This is a genomic window from Lentzea sp. NPDC051208 (assembly GCF_040682435.1).
Lineage (GTDB): Bacteria > Actinomycetota > Actinomycetes > Mycobacteriales > Pseudonocardiaceae > Lentzea > Lentzea kristufekii.
On record NZ_JBFBAW010000015.1, the window covers coordinates 176,440 to 196,556 of the forward strand.

Genomic DNA, 20,117 nt, shown 5'->3' on the forward strand with positions numbered 1-20,117 from the left:
CCTCTCCGGCGGGCCGGCGAACGGCCGTTTCAGGCCGGACGACGGCGGTGTGCCGAACGGAGCATTCCCGCAGTGCCCAATCGAATGGAGCCGTGTTCGTGGATCCGCTGTCAGAGGCCCGGAACGCACCAGGTGGTCCTCTGCGCAAGGCTCTCGCGTTGATCGAGGAGCTCGCCGGCGCCGATCGTGCGATTTCGCTGTCCGACCTCGCCCGGCGTTGTGGACAGCCCAAGTCGTCTGTCCACCGCGTGCTCGGTGTGCTGGCCGACCTGAACCTCGTGACCCCCTCCGAGGGCGGCTTCGTGCTCGGTGACCACCTCTTCGACATCACCCAGCGCAGCGAGCAGGCGAGGGCCGAACGACTGCGCCGCCTCTTCAAACCCCTCCTGATCGAGTTGCAGGACCGCACCCGCGGCGTCGTCGCCCTGGGTGTCCTCAGCGGGACCCAGGTTCGCTACGTCGAGCTGCTCTACCGCCATGACCTGACCGAGTACGTGCAACGCCAGCCGCTGCTGCACCCGGCGGCGAGCACGGCCACTGGACGGGCCCTGCTCGCGTTCAGGCCCGACCTCCCCGAGCGCATCGGCGAGTTCGCGGCGACGGCAAGCGCCCGCCCGGAGCAGCTGATGCTCGACCTGCGCACCGTGCGCGAGCGAGACATGGCGATCGTGACCAAGGACGCGGCGCACGGTGGTTCCGCGATGGCCGTGCCGGTGCGCATCGGCGGCCAGATGCCCTACGTGGCGATCGGCGTCGCCTGCCCCGGACAGCTCGACCTCCCGCGTACGACCATCGCGCTGCGCAGGGTCGCCACCATGGCGGCCGCCTTGGCCACCACGCGACTCACCGGCATGACGAGTGATCGAGGAGCGAGCTGAGCACCGCGCGTCAGGCCACACCGGTCAGGACACGTGGTTCTTCGGCCTGAGCGGAACGCACCAGGTTCGTCAGCACGGCCTTCGCCCCGCACTCCACATAGACGTGGTGTCCCTGTGCTGACAACGTCCGCAGGGCATCGAGGAATCCGACCGGACTCACCAGGTGCCGGGCGAGGACCGCGCGGACGTCCGCCGGCCGTTCGACCCGCCGTCCCAGCACCGGTGAGTGGACGGGGGTTCGCGGCGCGTGACAGGTGACCGTGTCGACCACCGCGGCGAACAGCGAGGCGGCCTCGTCCAGCATCGCGTTGTGGAACGGGTAGGGCACGTGCAGCCCGGTCGCTTCGACGTTCGTCGCGGCGGCGAGATCTTCCAAACGCCGCAACGTCTCGAACGGACCTGACACGACGACCTGGTCCGCGCCGTTGTCGACCGCGAGCACGCCGCCGTGGCCGGCCAGCCCCTCGAGCAGGAGGCCGGCACGCTGTCGCCCGGTGCGCAGCTCGACCATGCCGCCTTTGGGCGCACCGGACTTCAGCAACGCCTCGTCCCGCGCGACGACCAGGCGGACGCCGTCCTCCAGCGACAGGCATCCGGCTGCGACGAGAGCGGCGAACTCGCCGGAACCGTGGCCCATCAGCAACGCCGGCGACAGACCCCAGCAGCGGGTGTAGATGTCGTGCACGCACATCTCGGTCGCGAACATCGCCAGGTGGAGCCTGCCCGGATCGTCGTCGACGAGGCTTCGCAGCGTCGGCGCCGCGCGGTCGGTGAGCAGGTCGGCGATACCGGGCCCGCCCGTGGCGCTGGAGGCGGCGTCGATCCGCTCCAGCACCGACGGGAGCCCCGCGAAGTCGTCCGTGAACTCGCACAGTCCGCCCGGCAGGTAGCCGCCGTGGCCGGGGAAGAGGAACACCGGCCGGGTCATGAGGTCCCACCCTGCTGCCGCAGCATGGACTCGATGTCGTCCTCAGGCGTCAGGTAGCGGCCTGACAACGCATCCGCCGTTCCGGAAGCCAGCAACACCAGCATCTCCGCAGCACGCTCTGGTGAGGCGAACCGCCCCTGGTCGCGCTGCTCGCTCAGCCAGTCGCGCATCTGGTCGCCCCACCTGTCACCGGTGGGCCCGAGGTCCATGGCCTGCTTCGTGATGCCCAGGTCGACCAGGCCGGGGTGGTAGCTGAACACCGAGACGCCGGTGCCGAGCAGCTCCGGGCCCAGGTTGTCCGCCACCTTGATCACGGCGGCCTTCGACACCGAGTAGGACGACGCGCTGGGCCAGCGGTGCCTGCCCGCGGAGCTGACGATGTTGACGATGCGGCCCGCACCCCGCTCGACCATGCCGGGCAGCACGGAACGGCAGACCTTCAGGGTGCCGCGCAGGTTGACCTCCATGGCGCGCCACCACTCGTCCTCGTCGGTCTCCCACAACGGCCCCACCGGGCCTGCGACACCGGCGTTGTTGACCAGCACGTCCACCGAGCCGAACGTCTCGACGGCCCGGCGCACCACGGAGGCCACACCGGCCTCGTCCATGATGTCCGCGGTGTCGTGGACGACCTCGGCACCCAGCAGCCGCGCGGACTCCACGACCTCGGCCAGTGCCGCGCCGTTCCGCCCGGTCAGCACGAGGTTCGCGCCGGCGGACGCCACCGTCTCGGCGAACAACCGGCCCAGGCCACCGGTCGCACCGGTGATCAGGACGGTTTTGCCCGCCATCGACGTCGGAGCCGGCGTGGAGGCGGTGACGGTCGAAGTCGCCTCGCACCGGGTGCGCAGGTACTTGGCCAGGCTCTGCGGCGTCGGGTGGTCGAAGAGAGTCGCCAACGGGATCGAGATGCCGGAGGCCCGCTCCAGCTCGTTCCTCAGTTCCAGCGCGGTGAGCGAGTTCAACCCCATCTGGAGCAAGGCGACGTCCGGCGACACGTCCTCGACGCGGTGGCCGAGCGCATCGGCGACCATGTCCGTGATCGCCGCGATGAGGTCGCCGTCGCCGAGACCGCTCAACCTGGGCTCGCTCGTGGTGACGCGGGCACGGGCCGAAGTGGACTCGCTGGCGGGCCGCGCGGACGCACCGGCCGGAGCCAGCCGCACCGGCAGGAGAACCGCCTCAGCGGACCCCAGCGCGTTGTCGAAGGCCGACAGAGCGTCCTCGGTCGCCAACGGGAGCACACCGCCGCGGGCGAGACGTCGCAGATCCACGTCGTTCAGATGAGCACCGAGCGCCCCCTGCTCTGCCCACAGCCCCCACGCGAGCGAGATGCCCGGCAGTCCGGCCGTGCGCCTGCGGCGGACGAGGGCGTCCACGCACGCGTTGGCCGCGGCGTAGTTCGCCTGGCCGGCGGTCCCCCACCAGCCCGCTGCGGAGGAGCAGACGACGAACCAGTCCAGGTCGTGGTCGCGGGTCAACTCGTCGAGGGCCGACACCGCGTCCACCTTCGAGGACAGCACCCGTTCGAAGTCCTCCGCGGTGAGACGCTCGAACACCGCGTCGGACGTCGTTCCGGCCGCGTGCACGACACCGCGCAGGTCCGAGATGCACTTGAGCAGCACGGCGACCTGGTCGCGATCACCGGCGTCACAGGCCTCGACGGCCACGGAGGCGCCCAGATCGCGCAGTTCCGCGGCGATCGCCCGCATCTCGGGTGACTCCGCACCGCGACGGCTGACCAGCACGAGCCGGTCGACCCCGTGGTTCCGGACAGCGTGCCGAGCCAGCGTGGAGCCGACGACGCCACCGGCACCGGTGACCAGCAGGGTGCCACCCCGCCACGCCGGCACCGGACTGGCCGCCGCCTTGCGGAGCTGCGGGACGAACGGCCGGCCGTTCCTCACCACGACCTGGCGGTCGTCGGCGAGCACGACGTCCCCGTCGGTGTCGACCAACTGGATCCGGCCGGGGTGCTCGGTCTGCACGGACCGCAACAGGCCCCAGACCGCGCTGCGCACCGGGTCGCTCTCGACCTCGCTGCTCACCAGGACCAGCGGGTCGTCGTTCTCGTTCAGCCACCGCCGTGTGAAAGCACTGATCTCTTCCAGCGCCGAACGCACTCGGCCGGGCACGGAACTGCCCTCCGCGGCGGATGACACGACGTCGTCCAGTCGCACGAAGGAGGCCGCGGGGACCGGGGTCGCCGGTACCCACTCGACCTGGTGCAGCACGTCGTTCGCGGCGAGGCTGACCGGCCGCGCGACCAACTCGTCCGCCGTGAACACGGGCTTGCCCCTGGTGTCCCAGGCGGACACCGACACCGAATCGGCACCGGTCTTCGTCATCCGCACGCGAAGCGCCGTGGCGCCGGGGGTGTGCACCTGCGCACCCTTCCACGCGAACGGCAGCCGCGTGCCCGCGGTGTCCGCCAGCAGGTAGCCGACGGCAAGTGGGTGCAGCGCCGCGTCGAGCAGCGCCGGGTGCAGCACGTGCTCCCCCGCGGCGACGGGCAGGCGCACGTCGACGAACAGCTCGTCGTCCTTGTGCCACAACCCTTCGAGGCCGCGGAAGGCAGGACCGTAGACCAGGCCGCGATCGGCCAGCCGGTCGTGCAGCTCCGCGATCTCGACCTGCTCGGCACCGGCGGGGGGCCATTCCGCCAGCGCGGCGGGAGCCTCCGCCGGCGTCGTCACCCTGGCGCGGGCGTGCTCGGTCCACGGCGACTTGCCGGAAGCCCGCGCGGACACCACGACAGAGCTCTCACCCCGATCATCCACTGTGGACACGTGCAGCTGCACCTCTGCCGGTGCGACGACAGGAGCGGCGAAGACGATCTCCTCGATCCGCTCGGCTCCCGTCCGCAGGACCATGTCCAGCAACGCGGTGCCGGGCACCACGACCTCACCGCCCACCTCGTGGTCGGCGAGCCAGCTCTGGCGTCCTGGCGACACGTGGCTGGTGTGCACGCTGCCACCGGTCGCGAGGTCGACGACCGAGGTCTGCGACGCGGCGTTGGTGGCTGCGCCGCTGTCGATCCAGTAGCGGCGCCGCTGGAAGGCGTAGGTGGGCAACGGAACCGTGGTTCCCGAGCCGGCGAATGCGGCGACCAGATCGACCTCAGCACCCGCGACGACGAGCGCCCCCACTGCCGACAACAGGCTTTCGCGGTCGGGGCAGGCCGCTCCGAGCTCCAACCGGGTGGCGGCCGCGTCCTCGGCTGCGGCCGTCCACCCCGCCGCGCTGGTGACATCGCGCGCCAGTGGGAACTGAGGCCGTTCGTAGGACAAGCTTTCGCCCTTGCTCAACGCGGTGACGTGCCGCACCGCGTCCGGCAGGGACAGGAGACCGGCCACGTGCGCGGCGACGAGCTCGCCGGCGCCTTCGCCGTGCACCACGTCCGGCTTCACTCCCCAGGAGCGGACCAGCCGGAACTGCGCCACCTGCAACGCGAACAGCGCGGCGGGTCCGGTCGCCCGCTGGAGCTCCTCCCGCGGCTGACCGAACGCCTGGCAGACCTCGTCGAACGCCTGCGCGAACACAGGATGCGCGTCGTAGAGGTCGCGTCCGATCGCGGAAGGCGCCGCGCCGGAGAAGATCAACTGCAGCGGAGCGGATCCGGCGGCGCCAGTGGTGACCCCGGCCTTCTCCTCCCCCGCAGCGACGGCGTCCAGGCCGGCGAGCTGCCCGCCCCGCACGAGCGCACGGTGCTTGAACCGCGTTCGCCTCGCCAGCGACACGGCCACATCGCCTGGGTGCAGCTCGGGATGGCGCATCAGGTGTTCGCGCAGACGCGCGGCCTGAAGTCGCAGTGCCTCAGCGGTTTCCGCGGACAGGACCCAGGGTGTCGACACGCGCTCGAACGGCGGCACCGGATCGGCAGCCGGTGCCTCCTCCAACACGACGTGTGCGTTGGCGCCGCTGATCGCGAACGCCGACACACCGGCGCGGCGGGGTTCGTCGCCGCGCGGCCACGCGGTCGCCTCGGTGACCAGGCGCACCGGACTGGTGGACCAGTCGATGAGCGGGGTGGGCTTGCTGATGTGCAGGGTGCGGGGCAGCACGCCGTGGCGCATGGCCTGCACCGTCTTGATCACGCCTGCCACCCCGGCCGCGGCCTGGGTGTGGCCGAAGTTGGACTTCAGCGACCCGAGCCACATCGGCCTGTCCCGGTCGCCTCCGTACACCGCGTCGAGCGCCTGGACCTCGATGGAGTCGCCCAGCGGCGTGCCGGTGCCGTGCGCCTCCACCGCGTCGATCTGGTCGCTGGTCAGCCCGGCGGACGCCAGGGCCGACCGGATGACCCGCTGCTGGGCGGGACCGCTCGGTGCGGTGAGCCCGCTGCTGGCGCCGTCGGAGTTCATCGCGGAACCGCGGACCACCGCGAGCACCGGGTGCCCGTTCGCCTGCGCGTCGGAGAGTCGTTCGAGCAGGAGCATTCCCGCACCTTCGCCCCACGCCACACCGTCCGCGTCAGCCGAGAACGGCTTGCAGCGGCCATCCGGCGACAGCGCGCGCTGCCGGCTGAACTCGGTGAACGAGCCCGGCGTGGCCATCACGGTCACGCCACCGGCGAGCGCCATCGAGCACTCGCCCGACCGCAACGCCTTGGCGGCCAGGTGCAGCGTCACGAGCGAGGACGAGCACGCGGTGTCGACGGTGAACGTCGGCCCCTCGAAGCCGAGCAGGTAGGAGATGCGCCCGGAGGCGACGCTGCCCGCGATGCCGATCGTGAGCTGACCTTCGACGTTGGACGGCGCGAGGTGCGACGGCGGCCCGTAGTCGTGGTACATCTCGCCCACGAACACGCCGACCTCACTGCCGCGCAACGCACGCGGGTCCAGGCCGCCGTGCTCCAGCGCCTCCCAGGAGGTCTCCAGCAGCAGCCGCTGCTGGGGATCCATCGCCAGCGCCTCCTTCGGCGCGATGCCGAAGAACGGTGCGTCGAAGTCGGCGACGCCGTCGAGGAAGCCACCTCGCCGGGTGTAGCTGTGACCGGACTTCGAGGGATCCGGGTCGTACAGCGACTCGAGGTCCCAGCCGCGGTCCTCGGGGAACTCGCTGGTGGCGTCGCGCTCGTCCATGAGGGCCCGCCAGAGGTCCTCGGGAGACCGGACGCCACCGGCGTAGCGGCACGCCATGCCGACGATGGCGATCGGTTCCTCCGCACGGTTCTTGACCGCGCGGAGTTCCTCCCTCGTCTCGAACAGGTCGACGGCCAGCTTCTTGACCGCGGACCGGAGCTTGTCGTCGTTGCTCATCAGGAAACTCCGAATTCGCGGTCGAGGAATGCCAGCAGTTCGTCGTCGGTGGACGACTCGAGGTCGTCGGCCAGGGAGCGCGCCGCGGCCGCTTCTTCCACGACCGGTTCGGTGAGGTCGGCGCACAGCGTGCCGACCAGGTGCTCCGCCAGCGCCTTCGGCGACGAGTAGTCGAAGAGGGCCGTGGCGGGCAGCTTCAGCTTCGTCGCGGAGTTGAGGCGGTTGCGCAGTTCCAGCGCGGTGAGCGAGTCGAACCCGATCTCCATGAAGCCGCGCTGCGGTTCCACCGAGCCCGGCGTCGTGTGGCCGAGCACGGCACTGACGTGCTCGCGAACCACCGCCAGCACGATGTCGACGCGGTCCTCGGCGGGAGCCGCTGCCAGGGTCGCGGCCAGATCGGCGCGGTCAGCCGCCACCGGCTTGGCCGCCTTCGCCGGTCTGGTGCGGACGAAGCCGCGCAGCACCGGGGCCGCCGTTCCGTCCTGCGGCACCGAGAACCGGGCCGGCACCAGGACCGCGGCGTCCGAGGCGACGGCGTCGTCGAACAGCCCCAGCCCTTCCTCGCCGCTGATCGGCACGACACCGAGGCGCAGCAACCGGTTCCGGTCGACGTCGCTCAGCCGGGCGGCCATGCCGCCGTCCTGCTCCGTGCCGGCCCACGGTCCCCAGGCCAGCGACGTCGCGGGCAGTCCTGCCCCGTGACGCAGGTGTGCCAGCGCGTCGAGGAACGTGTTCGCCGCCGCGTACGCCGCCTGTCCCGGCAGGCCGAGCAGGCCGGACGCCGAGGAGAACAGCACGAACGAGCGCAGGTCGCTGTCCTTGGTCAGCTCGTGCAGATACCAGGCGGCGTCGACCTTGGGACGCAGCACGGCGTCGACGCGCTCGGGCGTCAGGTCGCTGACGACACCGTCGTCGACGACGCCCGCCGCGTGCACTACCGCGGTGAGCGGGTGTTCCGCCGGGATCGCGGCCAGCACACCCGCCAGCGCGTCACGGTCGGCGGCGTCGCAGGCCGCGAAGGTCGCGGTGGCACCGAGTTCGGCGAGCTGGGCCTTCAGCTCGGCCGCACCGTCCGCGGCCTCGCCGCGCCTGCTCAGCAGGAGCAGGTGCCGGGCGTCGTGCCGCACCACGAGGTGGCGGGCCAGCAGACGCCCGAGGCCGCCGGAGCCACCGGTGATGAGGACGGTGCCCTCGGGGTCGAGGACCGTCCGGCCGGTACCGGGGTGGGCGTTGGTCAGCCGGGGCACGTGAACTCGTCCGTCGCGCACCGCCAGCTGCGGCTCGCCGGTGGCGACCGCGGCGGGAAGCACCCGCTGGAACGCCTCGTCGTCGGCACCGTCGACCAGCACGAAGCGGCCGGGGTGCTCAGACTGGGCGGACCTGATCAGTCCCCACACCGAAGCCGCGGCGACGTCCACCTGCTCGGTGAACACCGCGTCGGTGGTGTGCAGGACGATTGAGCCGTCTGTCTCCTGCACGGTGCGCAGTGCGTGGTGCAGCACCTCGTGTGCCTCGGCGACGGGATCGGTGCCCGTCGTGCTGATCCGCACCACCGGCGGGACGTCACCGGCGGCGCCGGTCGGCACGGGCTGCCAGTCGAGCTGGTGCAGCAGACCGCCTCGGGTGGAGGTGGACGCCCGCAGCTGCTCCGACGACACCGGGCGCAGGGTGATCGAGTCGACCGTCGCGACCGGGTTGCCCTCGGGATCGGTGATGTCGATGGCCATCGTGTCCGTGCCCTGCTGGGTCAGTCGCACGCGCACCGACTTGACGCCGGTGCTGTGCAGCGTGACGCCGGACCAGGCGAACGGAACGCGCACCTGGTGCTCGGAGCCCGGCTCGGAGCCGACCGCGGCGAGCTGCAGCGTGGCGTCGAGCAACGCGGGGTGGATGCCGTAGGTGCTCAGGTCCGCGCCTTCATGCAGGGAGACCTCGGCGTACCGGACGCCGTCGCCCTGCCAGCCGGCCCTGATGCCGGTGAAGTACGGCCCGTAGCCGAGACCAGCCTCGGCCAGCCGCTCGTAGAACCCTTCGATCGGGATGACCTCGGCGGCGGCCGGCGGCCACTTGACGTCGATCGGCCTCGGGGATGCGCCGTCGGCTGCGAGAGCACCCGTGGCGTGGTGGATCCACTCACCGTGCGCTTCGTCGGTGAACCGGGAGTGGACGGTGAAGGCGCGCAGACCGGCCTCGTCGGCGGGCTCGACCACCAGCCGCAGCTGGCGGACGCGGCCCGGTTCGCCGGAGACGAACACGTGGTGGTTGATCTCGTCGATGCGGTTGTACCCGAGCTGACGCGCGGCCCACAGGGTCATGTCGACGAACGTGGTGCCGGGCAGGATCGGCTTGCCGTGCACGCAGTGGTCCGGCAACCAGTTCGGGATGTCGATGGCCAGCACACCGGTGAACACGGTCGTGCCGTCCGGCAGCTCGACGATGCTGCGCACCAGCGGGTGGTCGGACGCGTCCTGGCCGAAGGTGGTGGCCGCACCGGCGGGTGCCTGCGCGGCGGACCAGAAGCGCTGGTGCTGGAACTGGTAGACGGGAAGGCCCTGCGGCGCTGCGGAACGCGCCGGGAAGAGCCGGTCCCACGCCACGTCGTGGCCGTTCGCGTGGATCTGGGCCAGCGCCGCGATCACGCTGACGTCCTCGGTGTGCCCCGGCATGCCGGTGGCGATGACGGTGCCGTCCGTGGCGGCTGCGGCAAGCGGCATCAGCACAGCGCTCGGACCGATCTCCACGAAGGTCGTGACACCGTCGTCGGCGAGCTGCCGGACGCTGTCGTAGAACCGCACGGCGCCGCGGGCGTGGCCGACCCAGTAGCGCGGGTCCGCCAGGTCCGCGGCCGTGACGGGACGGCCGGTGACGTTGGAGACCAGCGGGATGACCGGGGCGGAGTGCTCGATGGTGCGCAGGACGTTCGCGAACTCGTCGAGCACGGGCTCCATCAGCGGCGAGTGGAAGGCGTGACTGACCTTCAGCCGGGTCATCCGGCGGCCGTCGGCGCGGTACTTCTCCTCCAGGCGTGCCACCGCGTCCTCGGCACCGGAGAGCACGATCGAGCGCTCACCGTTGATCGCGGCGATCGAGACCTGGTCCTCCAGACCGGTCAGGTCGATGTCGTCCTCGCCGGCCTGCACGGCGAGCATCGCACCGCCGGTGGGCAGGGACTGCATGAGCCGCGCACGAGCGGATACGAGCTTGCAGGCGTCGGTCAGCGACAGCACGCCAGCCACGTGGGCAGCGGTGATCTCGCCGATCGAGTGGCCCATGACGTGGTCGGGGACCACGCCGAAGTCTTCGAGCAGCCGGTGGAGGGCGGTCTCGAACGCGAAGAGCGCGGGCTGGGTGAAGCCGGTCCGGTTCAGCATTTCGGCGTCGTCGCCGAACATCACGGCCTTGACGTCGACGTCGAGCTGTCCGCAGACCTCGTCGAGCGCCTTGGCGAAGACGGGGAACCTCTCGTAGAGGCCGGCGCCCATGCCCAGGCGCTGAGAGCCCTGTCCGGAGAACAGGAACGCGAGCTTGCCGTCACGGCCGGCCGGCACGAGGCGTGCCAGTTTGTCCACGGCCTCCTCGCTGGTGGCGGCCGCGAAGCCTGCCCGGCGGGCGAAGTGCGTTCGCGTGGTGGCCAGCGCGGCGGCGATGTCGGTGAGCCCGGTCTCGGGGTGGCCGGTCAGGAACGCGCGCAGCTCGTCCGCCTGCGCCCGGAGCGCTTCGTCGGTCTTGGCCGACAGGACGAACGGCACGGCGGGAAGCGTCGTCTCCGTGGTGGACGGCGTCTGCTCGGGCGCCTCTTCGAGGATCAGGTGGGCGTTGGTGCCGCTGATGCCGAAGGACGACACGCCTGCGCGCCGGGGCCGGTCCGTCCGGGGCCAGGACACGTTGCCGGTCAGCAACGAGACCCCTGACCAGTCGACGTCCGGCGTCGGCCGGTCGACGTGCAGCGTGCGGGGAAGCTCGCTGTTGCGCAGTGCCTGCACCATCTTGATGACGCCACCGACGCCCGCGGCGGCCTGCGAGTGGCCGATGTTGGACTTGAGCGAGCCCAGCCACAGCGGGTGCTCGCGGCGCTTGCCGTAGGTGGCTGCGAGGGCGCGCGCCTCGATCGGGTCACCGAGCGTGGTGCCCGTGCCGTGCGCTTCCACCACGTCCACGTCCGCCGTGGTCAGCCTGGCGTTCGCGCACGCCTGGCGGATCACCGCTTCCTGGGCGGGACCGCTGGGCGCGGTGAGTCCGTTGCTGGCGCCGTCGGAGTTGATCGCGGAACCGCGGACGACCGCGTGCACGAAGTGGCCGTTGGCGATGGCGTCGCTGAGCCGCTCCAGCACCACGACTCCGACGCCCTCGCTCCACCCGGTGCCGTCGGCGGCTGCGGCGAAGGACTTGCACCGGCCGTCGGCCGCGAGGCCGCGCTGCCGGCTGAACTCGACGAAGGTGCCCGGCGTGGAGATCACCGTGGCGCCACCGGCCAGTGCGAGCCCGCATTCGCCGGAGCGCAGGGAGTTCGCGGCTTCGTGGATGGCGACCAGGGACGAGGAACAGGCGGTGTCGATCGTGAGGGCCGGACCGCGCAGGCCGAGCGTGTAGGCGATGCGACCGGACGCGACACTGGTGGCGTTGCCGGTGAGCAGATACCCCTCGGTCTCCCGCACCCCTCGCAGCAGCGACTCGTAGTCGTTGTGCACCACGCCCACGAACACGCCGGTCTCGCTGCCGCGCAGCCTCTGGGGAACGAGGCCCGACCGTTCGAGCGCCTCCCAGGCGACCTCGACCAGCAGCCTCTGCTGGGGGTCCATCCCGAGGGCCTCGCGGGGGCTGATGCCGAAGAAGTCGGCGTCGAAGCCGGCCGCGTCGGCCAGGAAGCCACCACTGCGGGTGCTGGTCGTGCCGGGCGTCTGGCCGTCCGGGTCGTAGCCGACGTCCCACCCGCGGTCGGAGGGGAACTCGCTGATCGCGTCACGGCCCTCGCGCACGAGGTCCCACAGGGCCTCCGGGCTCGCGACGTCACCGGGGTAGCGGCAGGCCATGCCGATGATCGCGATGGGCTCGTGGTTGCGATCCTCGGCGGCCTTGAGCTGTTCGCGCGCCTGCCGGAGGTTGGTCGTCGCTCGCTTGAGGTAGTCGCGGAGCTTGTTCTCGTCGGTCATCGGATGTCACCTTCTTCTGCTCGAACTGCGCTTCGTGAAACCCGAACGGGTCCGAGAGGACGAGGTCCGCGGTCCCGGCGTCACTGCGGCTGCGCTCGCGAGGGCGCTTCCGATCGATTTGAGCGGCATCACATTCCGCAGTGACTCGGCAGGGGGTGTGCCTCAAGGAAGTTAGAAGCTCCACGCTCTCCGCCCGAAGCGAGCGTTCCGTTTTCCGGTACACCTGCGGTGAGACGCCCGACACAGCGGAATCCAATTCAGCAGCCGAGTGACGAAGTTCCGAAAACCGGAACAGTCGTTCGCCATTGCGGCGCACTGTGGTCTTTCATCGATTCACACCGCTGACGACAGATCCACGGGGGTCAATTGATGAACGCCGGTCAGCTCTACCCGCGCGCAGCCATCGCCGTTGTGGGGATGGCGTGCCGAGCACCCGGCGCTCGCGATCTCCAGGACTTCTGGCGGCTGCTCCGGTCCGGTGAGGACGCCATCTCCGCCGTGCCGTCAGATCGCTGGGACACCGGAACCGCGCCGCAGGACGCGCGGCTCGGCGGCTTCGTGGACGACGTCGCGGATTTCGACGCCGAGTTCTTCGGAATCTCACCGCGTGAGGCCGCCGCGATGGATCCCCAGCAGCGCCTCGTCCTCGAGCTCTCCTGGACGGCGCTGGAGGACGCGGGCATCGTGCCCGCGACGCTGAGCGGCAGGAACGTCGGTGTGTTCGTCGGCGCGCTGCGCGACGACTACGCGATCCTCAGCCACACGGACGAGAGCACCATTTCCGGCACCACCATGACCGGAACCCAGCGCGCCGTCATCGCCAACCGCGTCTCCTACACGCTGGGCCTGCGCGGTCCCAGCATGACGGTCGACACCGCCCAGTCCTCCTCCCTGGTCGCGGTGCACCTGGCCGCCACCAGCGTGCGCGCCGGGGAGTCCGAACTCGCCATCGTCGCGGGGGTGAACCTGAACCTGCTGCGCGCCGGTGCTGTCACCGCGTCGCGGTTCGGCGGGCTGTCCGACGACGGACGGTGCTTCACCTTCGATGAACGCGCCAACGGCTTCGTGCGTGGTGAGGGCGCTGGTGTGGTGGTGCTGAAGCCGCTGGAGCGTGCGCTCGCGGACGGCGACCTGGTGCACTGCGTGCTCCTGGGCGGCGCGGTCAACAACGACGGCTCCACCGTCGGGCTCACGGTGCCCAGTGCCGAAGCCCAGGCCGAGGTCGTGCGCGCGGCCTGTGCCGACGCCGGCGTGGCGCCCACCGACCTCCAGTACGTCGAACTGCACGGCTCGGGCACCCCGGTCGGTGACCCGCTGGAGGCGACGGCGCTGGGCGCGGTCCGCGCCGGGGCCGGACCTCTGCTCGTCGGCTCCGTCAAGACCAACATCGGTCACCTCGAAGGCGCCGGCGGCATCCTCGGTCTCATCAAGACCGCGCTGAGCCTGGAGCACGGGGTGATCCCGCCCAGCCTCAACCACGACCGCCCCAACCCGGCCATCCCGCTCACCGAACTCGGCCTGCGCATGGTCACCACCACGGAACTCTGGCCGGAAGCCGGCGCACGCCTCGCTGGCGTCAGCTCGTTCGGCATGGGCGGGACGAACTGCCACGTCGTTCTCGCCTCGGCCCCCACGCCCGCTCCGCCCGGACAGTCCGACGAGCAGGTCGACGCCGTCCCGGTCCTGCTGTCGGGCCGGACGGAGCAGGCCCTGCGCGTCCAGGCCTCCCAGCTCGCCTCCTTCCTCGACGCCACACCGGACGTCGGCCTCGCCGACATCGCCCGCGCCGCCGCCACCACCCGCACGTCCTTCCGGAACCGCGCCGTCACGATCGCCGCCACCCGTGAGGACCTGCTGCGGTCGCTGCACGCGGTCGCGGACGGGCTGCCCGACGGGCGGACGGTCGAGGGACAGGCCCGCACGCCCGGCAGGACGGTCTTCGTCTTCCCCGGCCAGGGGTCCCAGTGGGCCGGCATGGCGGCCGCACTCCTGGAGTCCTCGCCCGTGTTCCGCGCCAGGATCGACGAGTGCGCGGGGGCGCTGGCGCCGTTCACGGACTGGTCGCTGCACGACGTCCTGCGGGACGGAGAAGGACTCGACCGCGTCGACGTGGTCCAACCGGCGCTCTTCGCGGTCATGGTGTCGCTCGCCGCACTGTGGCAGTCCCTCGGCGTGTGTCCCGACGCGGTCGTGGGCCACTCCCAGGGCGAGATCGCCGCTGCCTGCGTGGCGGGTGCTCTGACCCTCGAGGACGCGGCGAAGATCGTCGCTCTGCGGTCCCGCGCTCTCACGGTGCTGGCCGGTACCGGCACGATGGCCGTGGTGGCGCTGCCCGAGGCTGAGGTCCGCTCACGACTCACCGAACGGCTCGAGGTCGCCGCGCTCAACAGCCCGACCTCCACCGTCGTGTGCGGCCCCATCGAGGACGTCGAGGCCTTCGTGGCGGCGTGCCGTCACGAAGGCGGCCGGGCGCGCCGGATCGACGTCGACTACGCATCTCACTGCGCCGCAGTGGAAGCGGTGCGGGAGCAGCTGCTGCACGACCTGAGTGACATCACTGCGCGCGAACCGGAGATCGCGTTCTACTCCACCGTCACCGGGGAGCTGGTCTCGCGTTCGCTGGATGCCGGCTACTGGTACGACAACCTGCGCCGGCCCGTTCTGCTGGCTCCCACCGTCGCGACCTTGCTCGACGAAGGCCACTCGGTCTTCGTCGAGATCAGCCCGCACCCGGTCCTCACCGGTGCGGTGGCGGAGACCGCGGAGGCGGTCGGCGCCGAGCCGGTCGTCGCCGAGACCCTCCGCCGCGACGACGGGGGCTGGGTACGCGTGCTCAGCTCCGCAGCTTCGTTGCACACCAACGGAATCGCGGTCGACTGGCAGCAGGCACTCCCCTCGGGGGCCAGACTGCGGTTGCCCACCTACCCGTTCCAGCGACGTTCGTTCTGGCTCCAGAACTCCGGTGCCCGCCCGGCACCGTCAGCCCCCGCAACGGTCATGGTGGAGCACGACGAGGTCGTTCCCGAGAAGCCCTCGACGAACGGACGACAGCTGCTCAGGCTCGTCCGGGCGCACACCGCGATCGTTCTCGGGCATGCGGACGCTGCCGCCGTCGACCCGGACCTGACCTTCAAGGAAATGGGTCTGGACTCGCGCATGGCCGTCGAACTCCGCGGCCGGCTCAACGACGCCACCGGCGCGAAGCTGCCTTCCGGAGCGGTCTACGACCACCCGAGTCCCTCCCAGCTGGCCGACGCTCTGCGCGTCCGGCTGAGCGGCGACAGCGCTCCCGCCACCACGGCACCCGTCACCGAGAAGGCCCAGGACGACGACCCGGTCGCCATCGTCGCGATGGCCTGCCGGCTGCCCGGTGCCGACTCCCCGGAGCAGCTGTGGCAGCTGCTGCTCGAGGGAGCCGACCTGACGAGCGAACTCCCGGACGACCGCGGCTGGAACCTGGACCACCCGGTGCGGATCGCCACGGCCCGCGGCGGTTTCCTGCACGGTGCGGGCGACTTCGACGCCGAGCTGTTCGGCATCTCGCCCCGTGAGGCCGCCGCGATGGATCCCCAGCAGCGACTGCTGCTGGAACTGGCCTGGGAGGTCTTCGAACGGGCCGGCCTCGACGCGTCGTCGTTGCGCGGCAGCCGGACCGGCGTCTTCGCCGGGATGATGGCGCAGGACTACGGGCCGCGCATGCACGCCCCGTCCGAGGAGCTGGCCGGTCACCTGCTGACCGGTGGCGCCGCGAGCGTGGCCTCGGGCCGCATCTCCTACACCTTCGGGCTGCGAGGTCCTGCCATCACCCTGGACACCGCGTGCTCCTCCTCGCTGGTGGCCGTGCACACGGCCGCGCGGTCGATCCAGGCCGGCGAGTGCACACTCGCCCTCGCCGGTGGCGCGACGGTCATGGCCACCCCTGGCATGTTCGTGGAGTTCGAGAAGCAGGGTGGACTCGCCCCGGACGGCCGTTGCAAGCCGTTCTCCGCGAACGCCGACGGCACCGCGTGGGGTGAAGGTGCCGGCCTGATGCTGTTGGAGCGGCTCTCTGAGGCGCGACGCAACGGGCACCCGGTGCTCGCCGTGCTCCGCGGCAGCGCCATCAACTCCGACGGCGCCAGCAACGGTCTGACCGCGCCCAACGGCCGCGCACAGGTCGAGGTCGTCCGAGAGGCGCTGTCCGCTGCCGGGCTCTCCGCGAGCGACGTCGACGCGGTGGAGGCCCACGGCACCGGCACGGTGCTGGGCGACCCCATCGAGGCGCAGGCGTTGCTGGAGACCTACGGCGGTGCCCGGTCGGCCGAGAACCCGGTGTGGCTGGGGTCGCTGAAGTCGAACATCGGCCACGCCCAGGCGGCGGCCGGTGTCGCGGGCATGATCAAGATGGTGCTGGCCATGCGGAACGGCGTGCTTCCCCAGACGCTGCACGCATCGGAATCGACGGGACACGTCGACTGGTCCTCCGGTGCCCTGCGACTCCTCGACGAGGCGAAGCCGTGGCCCGCTGGCGCATCGCCGCGCCGTGCGGCTGTTTCGGCGTTCGGCATCAGCGGCACCAACGCCCACGTCATCATCGAAGAAGCAGACACCGCACCCGCGGTGTCCGTTGTGGACGCTCCGGCGATCACCGCCTGGCCGGTGTCTGCCGCGACCCCGGCCGCGCTGCGGGCCCAGGCGACACAGCTGCACGAGTTCGCGAGCCGCCGGACCGACCTCTCCCCCGCTGTCATCGGCGCGGCGCTCGCACACAACAGGACGGCCCTGCGGGAACGCGCTGTCGTTCTGGGCGAGGGCACGACCGAGCTCCTGCCGGCGCTGACCGCGCTCGGCTCCGGCCGGCCGGCCGACGGCGTGGTGCGCGGTCACACCACCACCGGTAGCACCGCGTTCCTGTTCTCCGGACAGGGAAGTCAGCGGATCGGCATGGGCGTCGCACTGGCCGAGGCGTACCCGGTGTTCGCCGATGCGCTGAAGGAGTGCTTCGCGCACCTCGACCCGGACCTGCCGCGGATCATCGCGGAGGACCCGGACCGGTTGAACCAGACGGAGTTCGCACAGCCTGCCCTGTTCGCCATCGAAGTCGCGCTCCACCGCCTGCTGGACGACTGGGGCGTGACCCCCGACTTCCTCGCCGGCCACTCGATCGGTGAGATCGCGGTGGCGCACGTCGCCGGAGTGCTGTCCCTGCCGGACGCCTGTCGTCTGGTCACCGCACGCGGCCGGCTCATGCAGGCGCTGCCCACCGGCGGCGTCATGGTCGCGGTGCGAGCCGCGGAGGCAGACGTCGCTCCCCTGCTCGACGGCGACGTGGCGATCGCGGCGATCAACGGCCCCGAGTCCCTGGTGCTGTCCGGCGCCGAGGACGCGGTTCTCGCCGTGGCGCGGCACTTCGGTTCGACGAAGCGCCTTGCCGTGAGCCACGCGTTCCACTCCCCGCTGATGACGCCGATGCTCGACGAGTTCCGGCGCGTCGCAAGCGAACTGACCTACTCCCCCGCACGCGTCCCGATCGTGTCCACGGTGACCGGTCAACTGATCACCGAGGACGATCTGCGCTCGGCGGAGTACTGGGTGCGGCACGCCGCGAACGCGGTGCGTTTCCACGACGCCGTCACGACTCTGGCCGCCGAGGGCGTTCGCACGTTCCTGGAGCTGGGCCCTGACGCGGTGCTCACCGCGCTCGGCTCCGCAGGCCTGGCGTCGGCGGACGAGTGCCTGTTCGCGCCACTGCTGCGCCGCGAACGCCCGGAAGCCCGCACGGCCGTCGCGGCGCTCGCTGTCGCTCACGTTCGCGGGCTCGAAGTGGACTGGGCGCGCGTGTGCGGCGTTGCGCGGACGCCGTCGATCGACTTGCCGACGTATCCCTTCCAGCGCGAGCGCTACTGGGCGGAGGCGGTCCAGCAGAACGCTGCCGTTCCTGCCACGCGGGACTGGCGCTACCAGGTCGCCTGGAACTCCCTTCCCGCCGTCTCCACCGCACGGCCCGCGGGTACCTGGCTGGTCGTGGCTCACCTCGGCCACGGCCAGGCCTGGGTGCGCGCGCTGGCCGCCGGGTTGGTCGCCTGCGGCGCGCGGGTCCACCAACTGCTCGTCGACGACCACCACGACCTCGCCGCACGGCTGCGTGCGATCGGTCGCGTCGACGGGACCATCTCCCTGCTCGGCCTGGCCGAGCACCAGGAGTCGGGTGTCTCCACCGGCCTCAGCTCGACGTTGGCGCTCCTCAACGCGGTCGGCGACCTGCACGCTCCTCTCTGGCTCCTCACCGAGCAGGCGATGGGCACCTCGGCAGACGACCCGGTGCGCAACCCCGTGCAGGCACAGGTGTGGGGCCTGGGCCAGGTGGCGGCGCTGGAACAGCCCGAGTTTTGGGGCGGTCTCGTAGACCTGCCCGCCACCCCCGGTGCCGGTGCGGTCGACCGCCTGCTCGCCGTGCTGGCCGGACCGGCCGGCGAGGACCAGTTCGCGGTGCGCGATGCGGACGTACTGGTACGACGGGTCGTTCCCGCTCCGCAGCTGCGCCAGGATCCTGCCCGCCGTTGGCGCCCCGAAGGCACCGTCCTCATCACCGGCGGCACCGGTGCTCTCGGCGCACACCTGACCCGCTGGCTGGCGGCTGAAGGTGCCGAGCACGTCGTGCTGGCCAGCAGGCGAGGTGCGGCGCAGGAAGCGTTGCACGCGGACCTCGCCGCGCAGGGCGTCCGTCTGACGTCCGCAGCGTGCGACGTCACCGACAGCACCGCGGTCAAGGAGCTGATCTTCTCACTCGCGGCTGAAGGACAACCGGTGCGCACCGTGGTGCACGCGGCCGGGGTGAACGTGACCCAGCCGCTGACCGAGACGTCCGAGTCGGACCTCGCCACCGTGCTCGCGGCCAAGGTCGCAGGCGCTCAGGTGGTGGAGGACCTGCTCGTCACCGGTCAGATCGAGGAGGCGGTCCTGTTCTCCTCCGCCGCGGGAGTGTGGGGCGGCAACGGCCAGGGCGCGTACGCCGCGGCCAACGCCTGTCTCGACGCACTGGCCGATCGCCTGCGCTCGCAGGGACATCGTGCGACCTCGATCGCATGGGGCATGTGGGCCGGCGACGGTATGGGCGCGGACGACACGCTCGCGTCCAAGCTCGGCCGTTCCGGCATGCGCGCGCTGGCACCGGAACTGGCGCTGCAAGCCTTGCACGAGGCGCTCTCCGCCGATGAGTCGGCGTTGACCGTCGCGGACCTCGACCGCGACAAGTTCGCGTCGCTGTTCTCCTCCGCGCGCGAACGCCGCCTCTTCGACGAGTTCGTGGTCACGTCCGAAGTGGACTTCGCCGGTGATGTGACTCTGCGACAAGAACTGGCGGCCCTGCCCGCGGACAAGCGCCGCGGTCGCCTGCTGGATCTGGTGAAGAGCGAGGCCGCGGCCGTCCGGGGTCAGAACGACCCACAGGCGATCCCGTCCGACCAGGCGTTGCGCGATCTCGGCTTCGACTCGCTCATGTCGGTCGAGCTGCGCACCAGGCTCGCCGCAGCGACCGGCCTGACGCTGTCCAGGACTCTCGTGTTCGAGCACCCGAACGCCGAGGCGCTCGCCCGTCACCTGCACGAGGAACTGCGCGGTGAGGACGAGGACGTCCTGGCTGTCCTGAACCGGCTCGAGCCGGCGATGACCGCCGATCCCGATCTCGTGCCGGACGTGATCGAGCACCTGCAGCGGTTGCTCGCCCGTCTCGGCGGGCAGGAGCCCGCCTCGCCGGGCATCGAACTCGACGGCGCCACCGATGAGGAGCTCTTCGACCTCATCGACGGTGAGCTGCGGTTCGGCTCCTCCGCGAACAGCCGGGTGTCCGAAGAGGAGCCCGGTGGTCTGTGACTACCTCCTCGCGAACGGGGCCTGACTGTTCGCGAGCTACGAACACGGC

The 20,117-nt window shown here is 71.4% G+C and carries 5 protein-coding genes; 2 read left to right on the plus strand and 3 right to left on the minus strand.

The genetic code is table 11. The annotated features are described in order from the left end of the window. The first annotated feature begins 98 nt into the window (after positions 1-98). Positions 99-878, plus strand: coding sequence for a helix-turn-helix domain-containing protein (locus AB0M48_RS32490; protein WP_363849250.1), 780 nt, complete (start codon positions 99-101; stop codon positions 876-878). Positions 879-888: 10 nt separating this feature from the next. Here the strand turns inward: AB0M48_RS32490 and AB0M48_RS32495 are convergent, their stop codons facing one another. The 3 genes from AB0M48_RS32495 to AB0M48_RS32505 are packed head-to-tail and all read right to left on the minus strand — an operon-like array spanning position 889 to position 12,217. After that, on the minus strand, positions 889-1,806 hold the full coding sequence (locus AB0M48_RS32495) for an acyltransferase domain-containing protein (protein ID WP_363849252.1): 918 nt from the start codon (positions 1,804-1,806) through the stop codon (positions 889-891). Next, positions 1,803-7,067, minus strand: a complete 5,265-nt coding sequence (locus AB0M48_RS32500) for an SDR family NAD(P)-dependent oxidoreductase (RefSeq protein WP_363849254.1) — start codon at positions 7,065-7,067, stop codon at positions 1,803-1,805. Before AB0M48_RS32500 ends, AB0M48_RS32495 begins: the two co-directional genes overlap by 4 nt. Beyond that, on the minus strand, positions 7,067-12,217 hold the full coding sequence (locus AB0M48_RS32505; protein ID WP_363849256.1) for a type I polyketide synthase: 5,151 nt from the start codon (positions 12,215-12,217) through the stop codon (positions 7,067-7,069). The genes AB0M48_RS32500 and AB0M48_RS32505 overlap by 1 nt, the downstream gene beginning before the upstream one ends. Positions 12,218-12,586: 369 nt before the next feature. Here AB0M48_RS32505 and AB0M48_RS32510 point away from each other — a divergent pair, with 369 nt between their 5' ends. Further along, complete coding sequence (locus AB0M48_RS32510; protein WP_363849257.1) at positions 12,587-20,068, plus strand: type I polyketide synthase; 7,482 nt, start codon at positions 12,587-12,589, stop codon at positions 20,066-20,068. Positions 20,069-20,117: the final 49 nt, after the last annotated feature.